The organism is Nostocoides veronense (genome assembly GCF_039531185.1).
Classification (GTDB): Bacteria; Actinomycetota; Actinomycetes; order Actinomycetales; family Dermatophilaceae; genus Nostocoides_A; species Nostocoides_A veronense.
Map to the genome: position 1 here is coordinate 45,897 of NZ_BAAAPO010000026.1, position 12,693 is coordinate 58,589.

Here is a 12,693-nt window from a genome sequence, read left to right on the forward strand (position 1 = left end):
TTCCGGCATCCGGAGAAAAATGAGTGACAACGCGCACGCGCAAGGGCGCCGCCTCGACGCATGGGGGGTGTCGAGGCGGCGCCGGTCGCGGCCCGAAGGGGGAGGGTCGGCCGCGACCAGGTGAGGCACAGCCTCACCGGCAGGGGTTGATTGGCGCTCAGGTAGTGGCGGAGTTGGTCGCCGAGCCGCTCGGGGTGGGCACGGGCAGCGTGCCCTGACCGCCTTGCTGGCCCTGCTGGCCTGGGGCACCCGGCATACCCATGCCCGGACCGCCCATGCCGCCGCGTGGGCCACGGCCCATGCCGCCCTGACCGATCTCGACGGTCTTCAGGTCCGCGGAGACCTCGACACGAACGGGCTGGCCGTCCTTGGTGCCGAAGGCGTCATAGGACCCGTCCTCATCTTTGACCACCGACGTCACGGTGACGGCGGAGTCCTTCGCGGTGATGGCGGCCTTGACCTTGGTCAGCTCATCGCCGGTGACCGGGGTGTGGTCGTGACCGCCCATGCCACCGCCCATGCCGCCGGGGCCTCTGCCGCCCTGGCCGACCTCAACGGTCTTCAGGTCCGCAGACACCTGCACCATGACGGGCGAGCCATCCTTGGTGCCGAAGGCGTCATACGACCCATCGTCGTCCTTGACCACCGAGGTGACGGTAATCGCCGAATCCTTCGCGGTGATCGCGGCCTTGACCTTGGTCAACTCATCGCCCGTGACCGGGGTATGCCCGTGCCCGCCGCCCATGCCGTGGTCGCCATCGCCCTTACCCATCCGGCCCTGACCCATGCCGTTCTGGCCGGGGGCGGTGCTGCCGCCCTGGCCGCTAGACAGGCTGGGCAGGCCACTGGAGGTCTTCGTGCTGGACGAGCTGGCGGACGAGGTGTCGCCGGACGCGGCGTACGCAATCGCCCCGCCGCCTGCCATCAGCAGACCCGCAGCGCTCGCGATAACTGCGCCTTTGCCGATCTTGTTGGAAGCCATGTCATGTGCTCCTTCGGAGTCTCGGGCGGCCCTTCCGCCCGCTGTTCTGCCTCCAGAGTCGGCTCCGAACCTGTCACGTAGCTGTGCTGGAAATATGACTTGGCTCTTGGATCGGGCTTCCATCCGGGGCCGTTCTCGCGATAGCTTGCAGCGCATTCCTGCACGTCACACTTCCCCGGGGGTCCCATGTCCATGTCCTCACGCTCATCCCGCGTTCTTGCGGGCCTTGTCGTCGGCCCACTGCTCGTCGCGGGTGCCATGGCCACGCCGGCCAGCGCCGCGCCCACCACGCTCGACGTCGCGACCACCGGCAAGGACACCAATGCCGGCACACCGAGCGCGCCGCTGAAGACCGTGCAGGCCGCGATCAACAAGGCCAAACCCGGCACGACGATCCGCATCCACAAGGGCACCTACAACCAGCAGCTGATCATCCGCAAGTCCGGCACGGCCACTGCCCCCATCACCGTGACGACGGCCGGTGACGGGCCCGTCATGATCACCTCCGATCAGCCGGCCGAATCTTGTGACTCGCGCCAGCCCTCCCCGCGGCGCACGATCTTGATGCAGGCCGGATCGGACTACTGGACTTTCCAGGGTCTGTCGATCCACAACGGGATCTACATCAATGGCGGCGGCGGCCATGAGGTCTACACCTGGCACGACGATCTCGTGGATGATCGGAACTGGCAGCCGCGCCGGGCCGTCCCAGGCGCCTCGAAGAATGACCCGGTGGCCGCTAAGACGGCGGTGGCCTACATGGAGAAGGTTCTCGGCCGCTCCCTGAACCCGGCCGACGGCAACCAGTTCATCGGCAACCGCATTACCGGCCGCGGCATCCACGCCACCTTCACCCGAAATGGCGTTATCAAGGACAATGTCATCACCGAGGTGACGTGCGGCACCGGTCCCGGCATCTGGCTGATCACCTTCAGCAACTTCTGGCAGGTCACCGGCAATGACGTCTCGCATATCGCCGACTCCGGCGACACCCATTTCATGCAAGAAGGCATCCGCCTGGGCACCGCGTCGAACTACAACCTGGTCTCGCGCAACAAGGTCCACGACCTCGGCGACGACGGCCGGGGCATCGCGACGGATGTCGATGCGAGCTTCAACACCTTCGAGTACAACACGGTCACCAATGTCCCGATCGGCTACAACGACGAGATGTCGGGCTGGGGCAATATCTGGCGCAACAACACCGTCTCCAACTTCTCCATCCTTGGCTTCGGGTTCCGCATGAAGGACCGCGTCCTCAAGCTGCCGTCCAAGGACACAAGCACGCACATGTCGATCGTCACCAACAACATCGCCAGCGGTGGACGCAAGGGTGCGGCAGGCCTGTCGATCGGGGCGATCGCTGGAAGCAAGTTCTCCGGCAACACCTTTGGCAAGATCAACCTCGGCGCGTATGTCGCGGGCTACTGGGCCAAGCAGGGCAACACCTGGAATGGCACCACCAAGCCCCCGAGCTGATCGAGGGTATGCGGCTCACGCGACCGGCGTGACCCGCAGGATCACGTCGGCGCGCCCGCCATTAGATGTCAGCACATAGAGCGCCCCGTCGGGAGCTTGCTGGACCGTGCGGATCCGGCCGTATGCATCGTCGAGTTCAGGAACCTGCGCGCTCGCGACGACCGCCCCCGCGGCGTCGAGGGTCAAGGCCATCACTCCGGAGCCCTTGAGCTCGGCGACGAAGGCGGCCCCGGCATACTCCCCCCAGGCCGGACCGGTGACGAACCCCAGACCGCTCGTCGCGACCGTTGGAAAGCCCGAAGACCAGGCCGCCCGAACGGCATTCGGGTACTTCACGAGGTCCGTCATCGGGACACTTTGGTAGTAGGTGCCCGAGCCCGACGGATCGACCGGATTCCAGCCATAGTTGCGGCCCTTGAGCACCAGGTTGATCTCGTCGTCACGGTCCGGACCGTGCTCCGCGTTAAAGACCTGATTCGTTCCCGGCCGGAGCGCGAGACCTTGGACATTGCGATGCCCGTAGTTCCACACAAAGCGACGCTTCCCGGTGCTCGTCGCCCACGGGTTGTCTTTCGGCACGCTCCCGTCCAGCCCAACGCGCAGGATCTTGCCCGCCAAATTGTCGCGGGCCTGCGGTGCCTTCGGCAGCGCCCCATCGCCGGTCCCGACAAGCATGCGACCGTCCGGCATGATGAGCAATCGGCAGCCGAAATGCGAATGCTGGAAAGGAATTCCGGCGATGACCGGCGCCCCCACACGAACGGCGGATCGACGATCCGCCGAGAGGCGCCACCGGATGACGCGCACATCATTCGGCGCCTTGTGGGTCTGGCAGGTGTAGAAGATCCGGTTCGTCGCGAACCTCGGGTCGACGGTCAAGCCGAGCAATCCACCGGGCGCGAGCAGGTTGAGATCGGCGAAACCGGCACTCACCCGCTGCAAGGTCACGCCCGGTTCGGTGCTACCGAGCCACAGCCGCCCAGGGCGCTCCGTCACCAAGAATCGCGTGGAGTCGATCCAGGCGATATCCCACGGAATGTCGAGCCCGGATGCCACCGTCTCCACGGTCAGCGCCGGGATCGTGCGCGTCCACGACGGACTGCTGGCGGAGGAGGACGGGTCTGCCGAGCTGGCGGGCACGGCAGCCGACGCGGCAAGCACAGTCAGCGCGCACGCGGCGGTCGTGGTCCAACGGAGTCGGGTCATGGCCTATGCATAGCGCCATGTCCGCGATGTGGGAAGAGTCCGCCGCTGCTGCCCACCAGCTCAAACCTCCCGTCGTTGCGAAAGTCCAGGCCACGGATGGCGCATACCTGGCAGGCTGGGCGTGTGCCAGCCTTCCGTCAGGTCGATGTCTTCACTCGGATTCCGTTGCGCGGCAACCCTCTTGCCGTGATCCACGATGCCGACGATTGGTCGACCGAGCAGATGGCGCGCTTCGCGAATTGGACGAATCTGTCAGAGACGACCTTCTTGATGCACCCCACCGATCCAGCCGCGGACTACCGCGTCCGCATCTTCACGACCGCGGGTGAGCTGCCTTTCGCCGGGCACCCGACGCTTGGGTCCGCGCACGCCTGGCTGGAGGCGGGCGGCATACCCCAGGACCCGGGGAAAGTGTTGCAGCAGTGCGGGATCGGCCTAGTCACTATTGACCGCAGCGAGCGGCTCGCTTTTGCCGCGCCAACTCTCCTGCGCGCCGGCGCCGTCGAGCCTGCGGATGCGGAGCGCGTCCGCACCGCCTTGGGAATCATCGAGGCCGATGTCGTGGGTATGCAGTGGATCGACAATGGTCCCGGCTGGATCGGCGTCGAATTGACTGATGCTGCAGCGGTTCTCGCCCTCGATCCCGACCCCGTCGCGCTCCGCGGCCACCAGATCGGGGTGGTGGGACGGCATACCTCCGGCGGGCCGGACAGCGTTGATGTCGAGGTGCGCGCCTTCTATTCGGATGGACCCGCCGTGGCCGAGGACCCCGTCACCGGCTCACTCAATGCCGGTCTCGCGCAATGGTTGATCGGCTCCGGTCGCCTGCCGCAGCAGTATGTCGCCCGGCAGGGCACCGCCCTGGGCCGGGACGGGCGGGTTCACGTGCATTCGGCCGGCGGCGAGATCTGGGTCGGCGGCGAGACGGTCACCGTTTTGCGTGGTGAGGCGGACCTTCAGGCGCCGATGTAAGGATGGCCCCCATGAGCACCGAGCAGGGGAACACCACGGGCGCTCCAGCACTCGCCTTCCGCGGCCTGGCCAAGGCCTACGGCGACAAGGTCGTCGTCAGGGGCATCGATCTGGACGTGCCCACGGGCTCGTTCTATGGACTCGTCGGGCCGAATGGGGCCGGCAAGACGACGACCCTGTCAATGGTCACCGGGCTGTTGCGGCCGAACCAGGGTCAAGTATGGATCCACGGCGTTGATGTCTGGGCCGACCCGGTCCGCGCCAAGCAATTGATGGGCGTACTGCCGGACGGCCTGCGGCTTTTCGAGCGCCTCTCCGGCACCGAATTGCTGTCCTATCTAGGCCGCCTGCGGGGTATGCCGGTCGATGTCGTCGACAGCCGAAGCCGCGAACTGCTCGATGTCCTCGACCTCACCAGCGCCGGGGACAAGCTCGTCGCTGACTACTCCACCGGGATGCGCAAGAAGATCACCCTTGCCACCGCGCTGCTGCACTCGCCGCCGCTGCTGCTGCTCGATGAACCCCTGGAAGCCGTCGACCCGGTATCCGCGCGCATCATCCGCGAGGTGCTTCAGGCGTATGTCGCAGGCGGGCGAACCGTGGTCCTCTCCTCGCACGTCATGGCCCTTGTCGAGGAGTTGTGCAGCCATGTCGCCGTCATGAATGACGGCGTGATCGTCACCTCCGGCCCGGTCGCCCAGGTGCGCGGCGACGCAGCGACGCTCGATGACGCCTTCTTCCATATCGTCGGCGGCCGCGACATCGGGCAGGGGGGTCTGGAGTGGTTGCGCTCCTCGCAGGGCTGAAACTGCGGCTGCTGCGCAACCGCCGCACGATGGGCCTCGGCCTCGCCGGCCAGATCATTGCCCTGGTCCTCGCGGTCGCGATCGGCGGCCTCGTGGGCCTCGGCTTTTCGCTGCTGCGCGGCAGTCCCGAGGCGGCAATCGTCGTGATGGCCAATGTCTTCGCCTCGTTGTTGCTGGCCTGGATGATCATGCCGATGGTCGCCTTCGGGGTCGATGAAACCGTCGATCCCCGCAGGTTCGCTCTGTTGCCGATCCCCCGACCGGCCCTGCAGCGGGGCCTGCTCGCCGCGGCCCTCGTCGGCTATCTCCCGTTGGCCAATCTGGTGGCCTTGGTGGGTATGGCGGTCGGTCTCGCCCGCTCCTGGAGCATGCTTCCGCTCACGCTGACCGCAGCGCTTGGGCTGCTGTTCATGTGCGTCATCGGCTCCCGCGCCCTGGCTGCGACCATGGCCGGCCTGCTCGGTTCGCGCCGCGGCCGCGACCTGGGCATGCTGCTCAGCTTCGCCTTGTTTGCCGTCTATTACATTTTCTCCACCATGCTCGGCTCCCAGCGCGCCGAGAGCTTCGCGGGCGGTGCGGCGGGCTCGATCGGGCGGGTGCTGGCATACACCCCGCCGGGCGCCTTAGCCGTGCTGCCCAGCGATCTCGTCGACGGCAACTGGCCGCAGGCCGCCATTCGAGGTGCCCTGATCGTCGCCGCCTTCGTCGTCGGCTGGCGGTGGTGGGGCTGGGCACTCGAACGCAGCTTGACCACGGTCGGTTCACAGACCGAGAACTCCGCCGCGGCCCACGGCTTGATCGACCCGACGGCGACGGCGACCTCGCTGCGCGGCACGGCACGGCTGGTGCTCGGCCGAGACCTGACGATGATGTGGCGCGACCCGATGCGCCGGATGCCGATTCTGATGGTGGCCCTGGTCGGGATCGGCTGGCCATTCGTGGTCCTCCAGAGTCTGCGGGCGGCCTACGCGTGCCTCTTCGCCGCGGTCATCAGCGGAACCCAGGCCGCTGGCGCGTATGCCATCGAGGGATCAGGCCTGTGGCTGCACCTCGTCGCCTTCGGCGACCGGATGCGAGCGCGCGGCGAATTGTGGGGGCACGCGGCGACCGCCGTCCTGGTGGGCGGGATCGTGACCGTGGTGTCGATCCTGATCCAGGCCACCGTGCGGCACGGGTGGGTGCACGTGCCCGCCGTTGTCGGCCTATGCGCGGCCGGCTTGGGCACCTCGTGCGCCGCCGCGATCTACTTCGGCGCGCGCCTGCCCTATGCCGTCCCCCAAAGCCGGACCTCGATGTTCGCCTCCCGCGTGCCGGGACAGGGAGGTCGCGCGGCCGCTTCCTCCCTGGGCGTGATGTTCACCGGGCTGATCGGCACGGCACCGGTCGCCGTCCTTGCGGTGCTGGGTGAAACCGTCAACCCACTCTTTCGTTGGGTGACGCTGATCGTGGGGCCGATCGTGGGCGCGCTCGCGCTGTGGTGGGGCGTGCGGCTGGCCTCGGAGCACTATGTGCGCAGTGCGCCCGAGATCTTCCAAACGGTGGTCGCCGGCGATCGCGTATGACCCTTGCGGCTCCCCATTGTCGGAACGATTTGCCAGGATAGGGGCCGTGAGCAAGCCGCCCCCTCCTCCGCCTCCGGGCTGGCGGCGCGCTGCGGCCGATGAGGGCCAGCAGTCGCCGCAGTGGGGTGACCCCGAATGGGGTTATGAGCCGGATGCCGACGTCGAGCCGACCTCCTCGCCTGCGGAGGCCAACCGTCGCGTGCATCGGGTCGGTCAGGTCGCGGCGCGCGGCGGTCGCGGCGCCGCCAAGGTCGTCGGCGCCGGGACGCGCGCCGGCGCCCGGCGCTATCAAGCCTTCACCGGGGCGCATGGCGCGGACGCGACCGGGCTCTCGCGGCTGATCCAACTGCATACGGTCAACGTCGCGGGCGATGCGGCTCTGACCGTCTCCCTCGCCGGCACCGTTTTTGCCCTGCCCACCGACGAGGCCCGCGGGCAAGTCGCCCTCTTCCTGGCCTTGACGATGGCGCCCTTCGTCATTCTCGCCCCGCTCATCGGGCCGCTGCTGGACCGTTTCCGGCACGGTCGGCGCTGGGCGATCGGCACCACCGTCGCCAGCCGCGCCTTCCTCGCGTGGGTGCTCGCGGGGGCGATCGTCGCCGACTCGGCCTGGCTCTTCCCCGTCGCCCTCGGCGCCCTCGTCGCGAGCAAGGCGTATGCCGTCACCCGGGCCGCCGCAGTGCCCCGCCTGCTCCCGGACGGGATCACGCTGGTCAAGGCCAATTCCCGGCTGACGATCGCCGGCCTGCTCGGCATGATGGCCGGCGGCGGGATCGCGGGGGCGTTGTCGCGCATCGGTCCCGAGTGGTCCTTGCGGGCTGCTTTCGTCATCTATGTCATCGCCACCATCCTCGCCATCCGCCTGCCCGCCGCCGTCGACTCCGACCGCGGTGAGGGCGTTTTTGCCGGTGGCGACGGCTCGTCGCCGGCGCGGCGGCTGCGGGCGCTGCCGGTCAATGTGCGTTATGTGCTGTGGCTGCTCACGGGCGCCCGGATGCTGTCCGGCTTCCTGACGCTCTTCCTCGCCTTCCTGATGCGCGAGCATCCGATCCCCGGCCTGCACGGCTCCCTCGTCCTCGGCTTGGTCGCCGGTGCCGCCGCCATCGGCAGCGCGCTCGGCAGCTTCGTCGGCAATCGCAAGCACAATCCGCCCCCGCCCGTGCTCGCGACGATCCTGCTGTGTCTCGCGCTCGCCGCGGCCCTGACCGCGGCCTTCCTCTATTCGGTATGGAGTCTGGTCGCCCTCGGCCTCTGCACCGGCCTGTTCGGTCAGCTCGGCAAGCTCAGCCTCGATGCGCTGATCCAGCAGGAAGTCCAGGACCACCTTCGCGGGCGGGTCTTCGCCTGGTCCGAAACCCTCCTGCAGACCTTCTGGGTGATCGGCGGCGGTGTGGGCATCGCCATCCCGTTGAAGCCACAGCTGGGTTTCGGCGTCGTCTCGGCGCTCGTAGTGCTGGCCGCCGCAGCGGCACTGCGGTCGCGGGCAACGGCGGCCGGCACGGCAGCCCTGCCGGGCCACGCCACGACCGAGCGCGCCCTATGAGCCAGACTCGCGCCGCCGCGCTCGTCGAGCAGGTGGGAGCGGAATTGCGCGAACGCGGTGAGCGGATGACGGGCCCTCGGCGCGCCGTCCTGCTCGCGCTGGCCAGTCTCCCCGGCCACCCGAGCGTGGAGGATATCCATGCCGTCGCGGACGGCGGCCGACTCCCCCGCAGCAGCGTCTACCGAGCCCTGGAGGCGCTCTCAGCCCTGGGGGTCGTCCAGCACATCCACCTCGGGCACGGGGCCACGGCATACCACCTGCGCGACACCGACCCGGCCCATGTGCACGCGGAGTGCCGCGGTTGCGGGGCGGTGCTCGACCTGCCCGCGAACGCCCTCGATCCGGTGGTTGAGCACCTCGCCTCGCTCGGTTTCCGACTCGACGCGGCGCATACTTCTGTCTCGGGCCGCTGCGCCGACTGCCGCTGAATCGTCAACCCCCACCGGAAGCGACCATGACTTCACACCCCATCGCCGGCATGCCCGCCGCCCTCGACGCGGACACCTGGGCCGGCGCGAACTGGCCGCTCGGTGCCCACTATGACGCCGCCAGCTCCTCGACCACCTTTGCGGTGGCCGCTCCAAGCGCAGCGCGGGTGCGGCTCGATCTCTACTCACGCCCGACCGGCACGGAGCCGGTGTCGACGGTCGATCTGCACCGGGGCGAGGACGGCATCTGGCGGTCCCGGATGGGCGGAGTTGGCGCCGGCGCGCACTATGGCTATCGCGTGTGGGGCCCGGGCTGGGAGGTTGATCCTGCGTGGACTCCCGGCAGCACGGCGGGCTTTGTCAGCGACCTCGGGCCGCGTGGTGAGCGGTTCAACCCCAATAAGCTGCTCACCGATCCGTATGCCCGCGAGATCTCGCATTCGCCGGCCAGCCCGGCGGTCGTCGAGGCCGGGGCCGATGGCGGGGTCTTCGGCTGGGGTCCGCGCGACTACCGCGGAAAAGCCTTGCGGGAGTGGGACACCGGGCCATATGCCCCGAAGGCAATCGTCGTGGCGGACGCGACCTCGACCGGGACCACGCCGCGGATCGAGGCCCAGGATGCCGTCGTCTACGAAGCCCATGTCCGCAATCTGACGCTGCACCCGAGCGCGCGGCAGTTGGCCAGCCACCTGCGCGCGATGCCTGGCTTCGGGGCGGTCGGCGATATCCCCGAGCGGCTGCAAGGCACCTATGCCGGTGCCGCGCTGCTGGCGCCCTACCTCAAGGCGCTCGGCGTCACGGCGATCGAGTTGTTGCCGGTGCACGAGAGCAGCGGGAGCGAACTGCATACCTCCGGCGCGTCGAACCACTGGGGCTATATGACCCTCGGCTTCTTCGCCCCGAACCGGCAGTATGCCGCCGACCAGAGCCCGGGCGGCCCCACCCGCGAGTTCAAGGCGATGGTCGCGGACTTCCACGAGGCCGGCATCGAGGTCTACCTCGATGTTGTGTACAACCACACAGGCGAGGGTGGCACCTGGGGTGACCTCGACACGGTCGGCTTCACGAGCTTCGGCGGCTTCTCGACAACCGACTATTACGTCCTCACCGACGAGGGCGTGCTCGTCGACGGCGCCACCGGCTGCGGCAACCAGACCGATCTATCGAGCCCGGTCACGCAGCGTCTGGTTCTGGAGTCGCTGGCCTACTGGTGCGACGAGATGGGCGTCGACGGATTCCGCTTCGATCTCGCGCCCGTTCTCGGCCGGATGCCCGATGCGGCCCCGCGTGAGGCGTGGGATCACCAGCGGCGCTTCTTTACCGATCACCCGTTGCTGCTGGCGATCCGGGACTTCGCCAACGCCCGCGAGATCGAGGTGATCGCCGAGGCGTGGGACTTGTGGGGTTATGAGGTCGGGAACTTCCCCGATGGCTGGGCGGAGTGGAACGGTCGCTATCGCGACGGGGTGCGGCGCTTCCTCAAGGGCGATGGCAATACCGGCGACTTCATGGCGATGATGAATGGCGACTATCAGGGCTTCCGCGACCAAGGCGGCCCGCAGCGATCCATCAACTTCGTCACCGCCCACGACGGTTTTTGCCTGCTCGATCTGGTCGGTTATGACGGCAAACTCAACGGCCAGCCCTGGCCCTTCGGCCCCTCCGACGGCGGCAGCGATAGCAATGATTCCTGGGGCAGCGGCGGCAATCAGGCCCTGGTTCGGCAGCGGATGCGCAATTTCGTCGTCGCGCTCTTTCTCGCCCGCGGCGTGCCGATGCTGTGCTCCGGCGACGAATTCGCGCGCACCCAAAATGGCAACAACAACCCCTACAACCTCAACACGATCGGCATGTGGAACAACTGGTCCGCAGTGGCCACCAACGCCCCGACGCAGGTTCCGGTGGGGGTCGACGGGGCGGCATACCACGACACCTTCGGGACCGCCGGCTCACCGGCTGGGGTCAACCCTCAGCTGGTCTTCACCACCTTCCTCGCGACCTTGCGCCGCGACCACCCCGGCCTGCGGCAGCGCTCGTATGGCGATGACGAACTCGGCGGCGATGACGTCAGCTATGTCTACTTCCAGCCGGACGCAGCCGACCACCCGGCGAATGGGGACCGGGCGCTGCGGCTATGGATCGACGGGACGGCGGTCGGTGCGGCTGATCTGCTCGTGCTGATCAATATGGCGGATGAGCCGGTTCGCTTCGGCGTTCCCGCCGGCCCGGAGACGGTGGCGTGGCGCCGAATCATCGACACCGCAACGCATTTCGAAGCGGGATATAACTGCTGGTCGCTCGCGAAGTCCGATGTGATCGCCGGCGATTATGTCGCCGCGCCATGGTCGATCGTCGTGCTCTCCGAGGGCCCGCCGGGATCCGAGCAGCCTGAGCACTCGCCCGACGGCCCACCGGCGTCCAGCATGATCACCGAAGTCGCCGACGTGATCGTCGACACGGTGCGCGATTGGTTCCGCCGGAAGCGCTGACCGGCGCCTCCTTAGCCCGTGCTAGGTTCGGGGACGACCTCACGGGGGAAGTCCGGTGCGAATCCGGCGCTGACCCGCAGCGGTGATGCGACCTCGGTCGCCAGCCCGAATGCCCGCGAGCGTCACGACCACTGATTCGTTCCCCGATTTTCCCCGCCGAGGTATGCGGAGGAAGGACCCCCAATGAACCACGCCTCATCCCGCCGTGCGACCGTGACCCGAGCCGGCGCGCTGGCAACCGCCGCCCTGGCTGGCATCGCACTCGCCACCCCTGCTTCGGCCGCCCCCACTCCCGATGACCGTTTCGCTGGCCGCGCTGCCGCCGGCTGGCTCGCTCGCCAGTTCGTCGACGGCACCCACCTGCAGACCGACTTCGGGGGCACGTCCTATGACGACCCCGGCCTGACCCTCGACGCGATCCTCGCCTTCGCCGCGGCCAAGACCAATGGCGCGCGCAGCCGCGCAGCGATCGAGTGGCTGAGTGAGCCGGCCACGCTCGGTGGCTATATCGGCAGCGGGAGCGAGTCGTATGCCGGCGCCCACGCCAAATTGGCGCTCACGCTGCAGGTCACGGGCCAGGATGCCCGCGCCTTTGGCGGTCGTGATGTGATCGCCGAATTGGTTGCACTGCAAGGCCGTTCGGGACGTATCTCGGATGCTTCGCAGTGGGGTGACTATTCCAACAGCTTTGGTCAGAGCTTCGGGGCCATCGCCCTGAAGCGTGCCGGACTGACGGCCCGCGCGAACTCCGCCTCCGCCTTCCTCGCAAACCAGGCCTGCGCCAATGGCAGCGTGCCGATCGCCTTCGACACCACGCCCTGCGTCGGTGACCCGGACGCGACAGCACTCGCCATCCAGGCCTTTGCGGCGACCGACAACACGGGTGCCGCCCGGAAGGCCGGGAGTTGGCTCTCGGCCTATGTCAAAGCAGCGGAGCAGACCAACGCCAACACGGCCGGGCTGGCAGCCGCTGCCCTGGACCGCGTTCGCATGCCGGCCGCTGCGCGCCTGGCCCGCGGCACCGTGCTCGCCAACCAGCAGGGCTGCGCCACGCCCTTCAGCCGACGCGCGGCCATCGCGTATGCCGTGCCCTATGACGCCGCCGCGGCCCCTCGGGCCACGACCCAGGCCATTCTCGGACTCGCCGGCGCGAACCTCACAACGCTGACCAGCCGCGGAAGCATCGACTTCGCCCCGACGCTGTCCTGCTGAGTTAGCGGGGGCCG

At 68.3% G+C, this 12,693-nt stretch carries 10 protein-coding genes and 1 riboswitch; of the genes, 8 read left to right on the top strand and 2 right to left on the bottom strand.

The genetic code is table 11. The features are described from left to right. Positions 1-157: 157 nt before the first annotated feature. Positions 158-982 (bottom strand): hypothetical protein, encoded by an 825-nt coding sequence (locus tag ABD225_RS08420; RefSeq protein ID WP_344083467.1) that lies wholly within the window; start codon positions 980-982, stop codon positions 158-160. 192 nt (positions 983-1,174) lie between these two features. On the opposite strand from ABD225_RS08420, the gene ABD225_RS08425 reads away from it, so the two are divergent. Further along, the gene (locus ABD225_RS08425) at positions 1,175-2,461 is read left to right on the top strand and encodes a DUF1565 domain-containing protein (RefSeq protein WP_344083470.1); all 1,287 of its coding nucleotides are present in this window, start codon (positions 1,175-1,177) and stop codon (positions 2,459-2,461) included. A gap of 15 nt (positions 2,462-2,476) precedes the next feature. Here the strand turns inward: ABD225_RS08425 and ABD225_RS08430 are convergent, their stop codons facing one another. Further along, entirely contained in the window at positions 2,477-3,667 is a 1,191-nt protein-coding gene (locus tag ABD225_RS08430; protein ID WP_344083473.1) for a PQQ-dependent sugar dehydrogenase, read from the bottom strand. A gap of 96 nt (positions 3,668-3,763) precedes the next feature. Here ABD225_RS08430 and ABD225_RS08435 point away from each other — a divergent pair, with 96 nt between their 5' ends. The 7 genes from ABD225_RS08435 to ABD225_RS08465 all read left to right on the top strand — a co-directional run bounded on the left by ABD225_RS08435 (position 3,764) and on the right by ABD225_RS08465 (position 12,679). Further along, positions 3,764-4,639: a PhzF family phenazine biosynthesis protein gene (locus ABD225_RS08435; RefSeq protein WP_425564373.1), complete on the top strand. Its 876-nt coding sequence runs from the start codon at positions 3,764-3,766 to the stop codon at positions 4,637-4,639. Between the two features lie 11 nt (positions 4,640-4,650). After that, the gene (locus tag ABD225_RS08440; protein ID WP_344083479.1) at positions 4,651-5,445 is read left to right on the top strand and encodes an ABC transporter ATP-binding protein; all 795 of its coding nucleotides are present in this window, start codon (positions 4,651-4,653) and stop codon (positions 5,443-5,445) included. After that, on the top strand, positions 5,421-7,007 hold the full coding sequence (locus ABD225_RS08445) for a hypothetical protein (RefSeq protein ID WP_344083481.1): 1,587 nt from the start codon (positions 5,421-5,423) through the stop codon (positions 7,005-7,007). The genes ABD225_RS08440 and ABD225_RS08445 overlap by 25 nt, the downstream gene beginning before the upstream one ends. 46 nt (positions 7,008-7,053) lie before the next feature. Beyond that, complete coding sequence (locus ABD225_RS08450; protein ID WP_344083483.1) at positions 7,054-8,550, top strand: MFS transporter; 1,497 nt, start codon at positions 7,054-7,056, stop codon at positions 8,548-8,550. Beyond that, entirely contained in the window at positions 8,547-8,978 is a 432-nt protein-coding gene (locus tag ABD225_RS08455) for a Fur family transcriptional regulator (protein ID WP_344083486.1), read from the top strand. Before ABD225_RS08450 ends, ABD225_RS08455 begins: the two co-directional genes overlap by 4 nt. A 26-nt stretch (positions 8,979-9,004) precedes the next feature. Continuing rightward, positions 9,005-11,467 carry an alpha-amylase family glycosyl hydrolase gene (locus tag ABD225_RS08460; protein WP_344083489.1) on the top strand — a complete coding sequence of 821 codons (2,463 nt, stop codon included), beginning with the start codon at positions 9,005-9,007 and terminating at the stop codon, positions 11,465-11,467. Continuing rightward, a riboswitch (cobalamin riboswitch) is annotated at positions 11,468-11,602 on the top strand. It abuts the gene before it with no gap. Positions 11,603-11,650: 48 nt separating this feature from the next. Next, a complete protein-coding gene (locus ABD225_RS08465; RefSeq protein ID WP_344083492.1) occupies positions 11,651-12,679 on the top strand; it encodes a hypothetical protein in 1,029 nt (342 codons plus the stop codon). The last annotated feature ends 14 nt before the right edge of the window (positions 12,680-12,693 follow it).

Coding starts and splice junctions, on each gene's coding strand:
- ABD225_RS08420 (WP_344083467.1), bottom strand. CDS start 982: ATGGCTTCCAACAAGATCGGCAAAGGCGCAGTTATCGCGAGCGCTGCG.
- ABD225_RS08425 (WP_344083470.1), top strand. CDS start 1,175: ATGTCCTCACGCTCATCCCGCGTTCTTGCGGGCCTTGTCGTCGGCCCA.
- ABD225_RS08430 (WP_344083473.1), bottom strand. CDS start 3,667: ATGACCCGACTCCGTTGGACCACGACCGCCGCGTGCGCGCTGACTGTG.
- ABD225_RS08435 (WP_425564373.1), top strand. CDS start 3,764: ATGGCGCATACCTGGCAGGCTGGGCGTGTGCCAGCCTTCCGTCAGGTC.
- ABD225_RS08440 (WP_344083479.1), top strand. CDS start 4,651: ATGAGCACCGAGCAGGGGAACACCACGGGCGCTCCAGCACTCGCCTTC.
- ABD225_RS08455 (WP_344083486.1), top strand. CDS start 8,547: ATGAGCCAGACTCGCGCCGCCGCGCTCGTCGAGCAGGTGGGAGCGGAA.
- ABD225_RS08460 (WP_344083489.1), top strand. CDS start 9,005: ATGACTTCACACCCCATCGCCGGCATGCCCGCCGCCCTCGACGCGGAC.
- ABD225_RS08465 (WP_344083492.1), top strand. CDS start 11,651: ATGAACCACGCCTCATCCCGCCGTGCGACCGTGACCCGAGCCGGCGCG.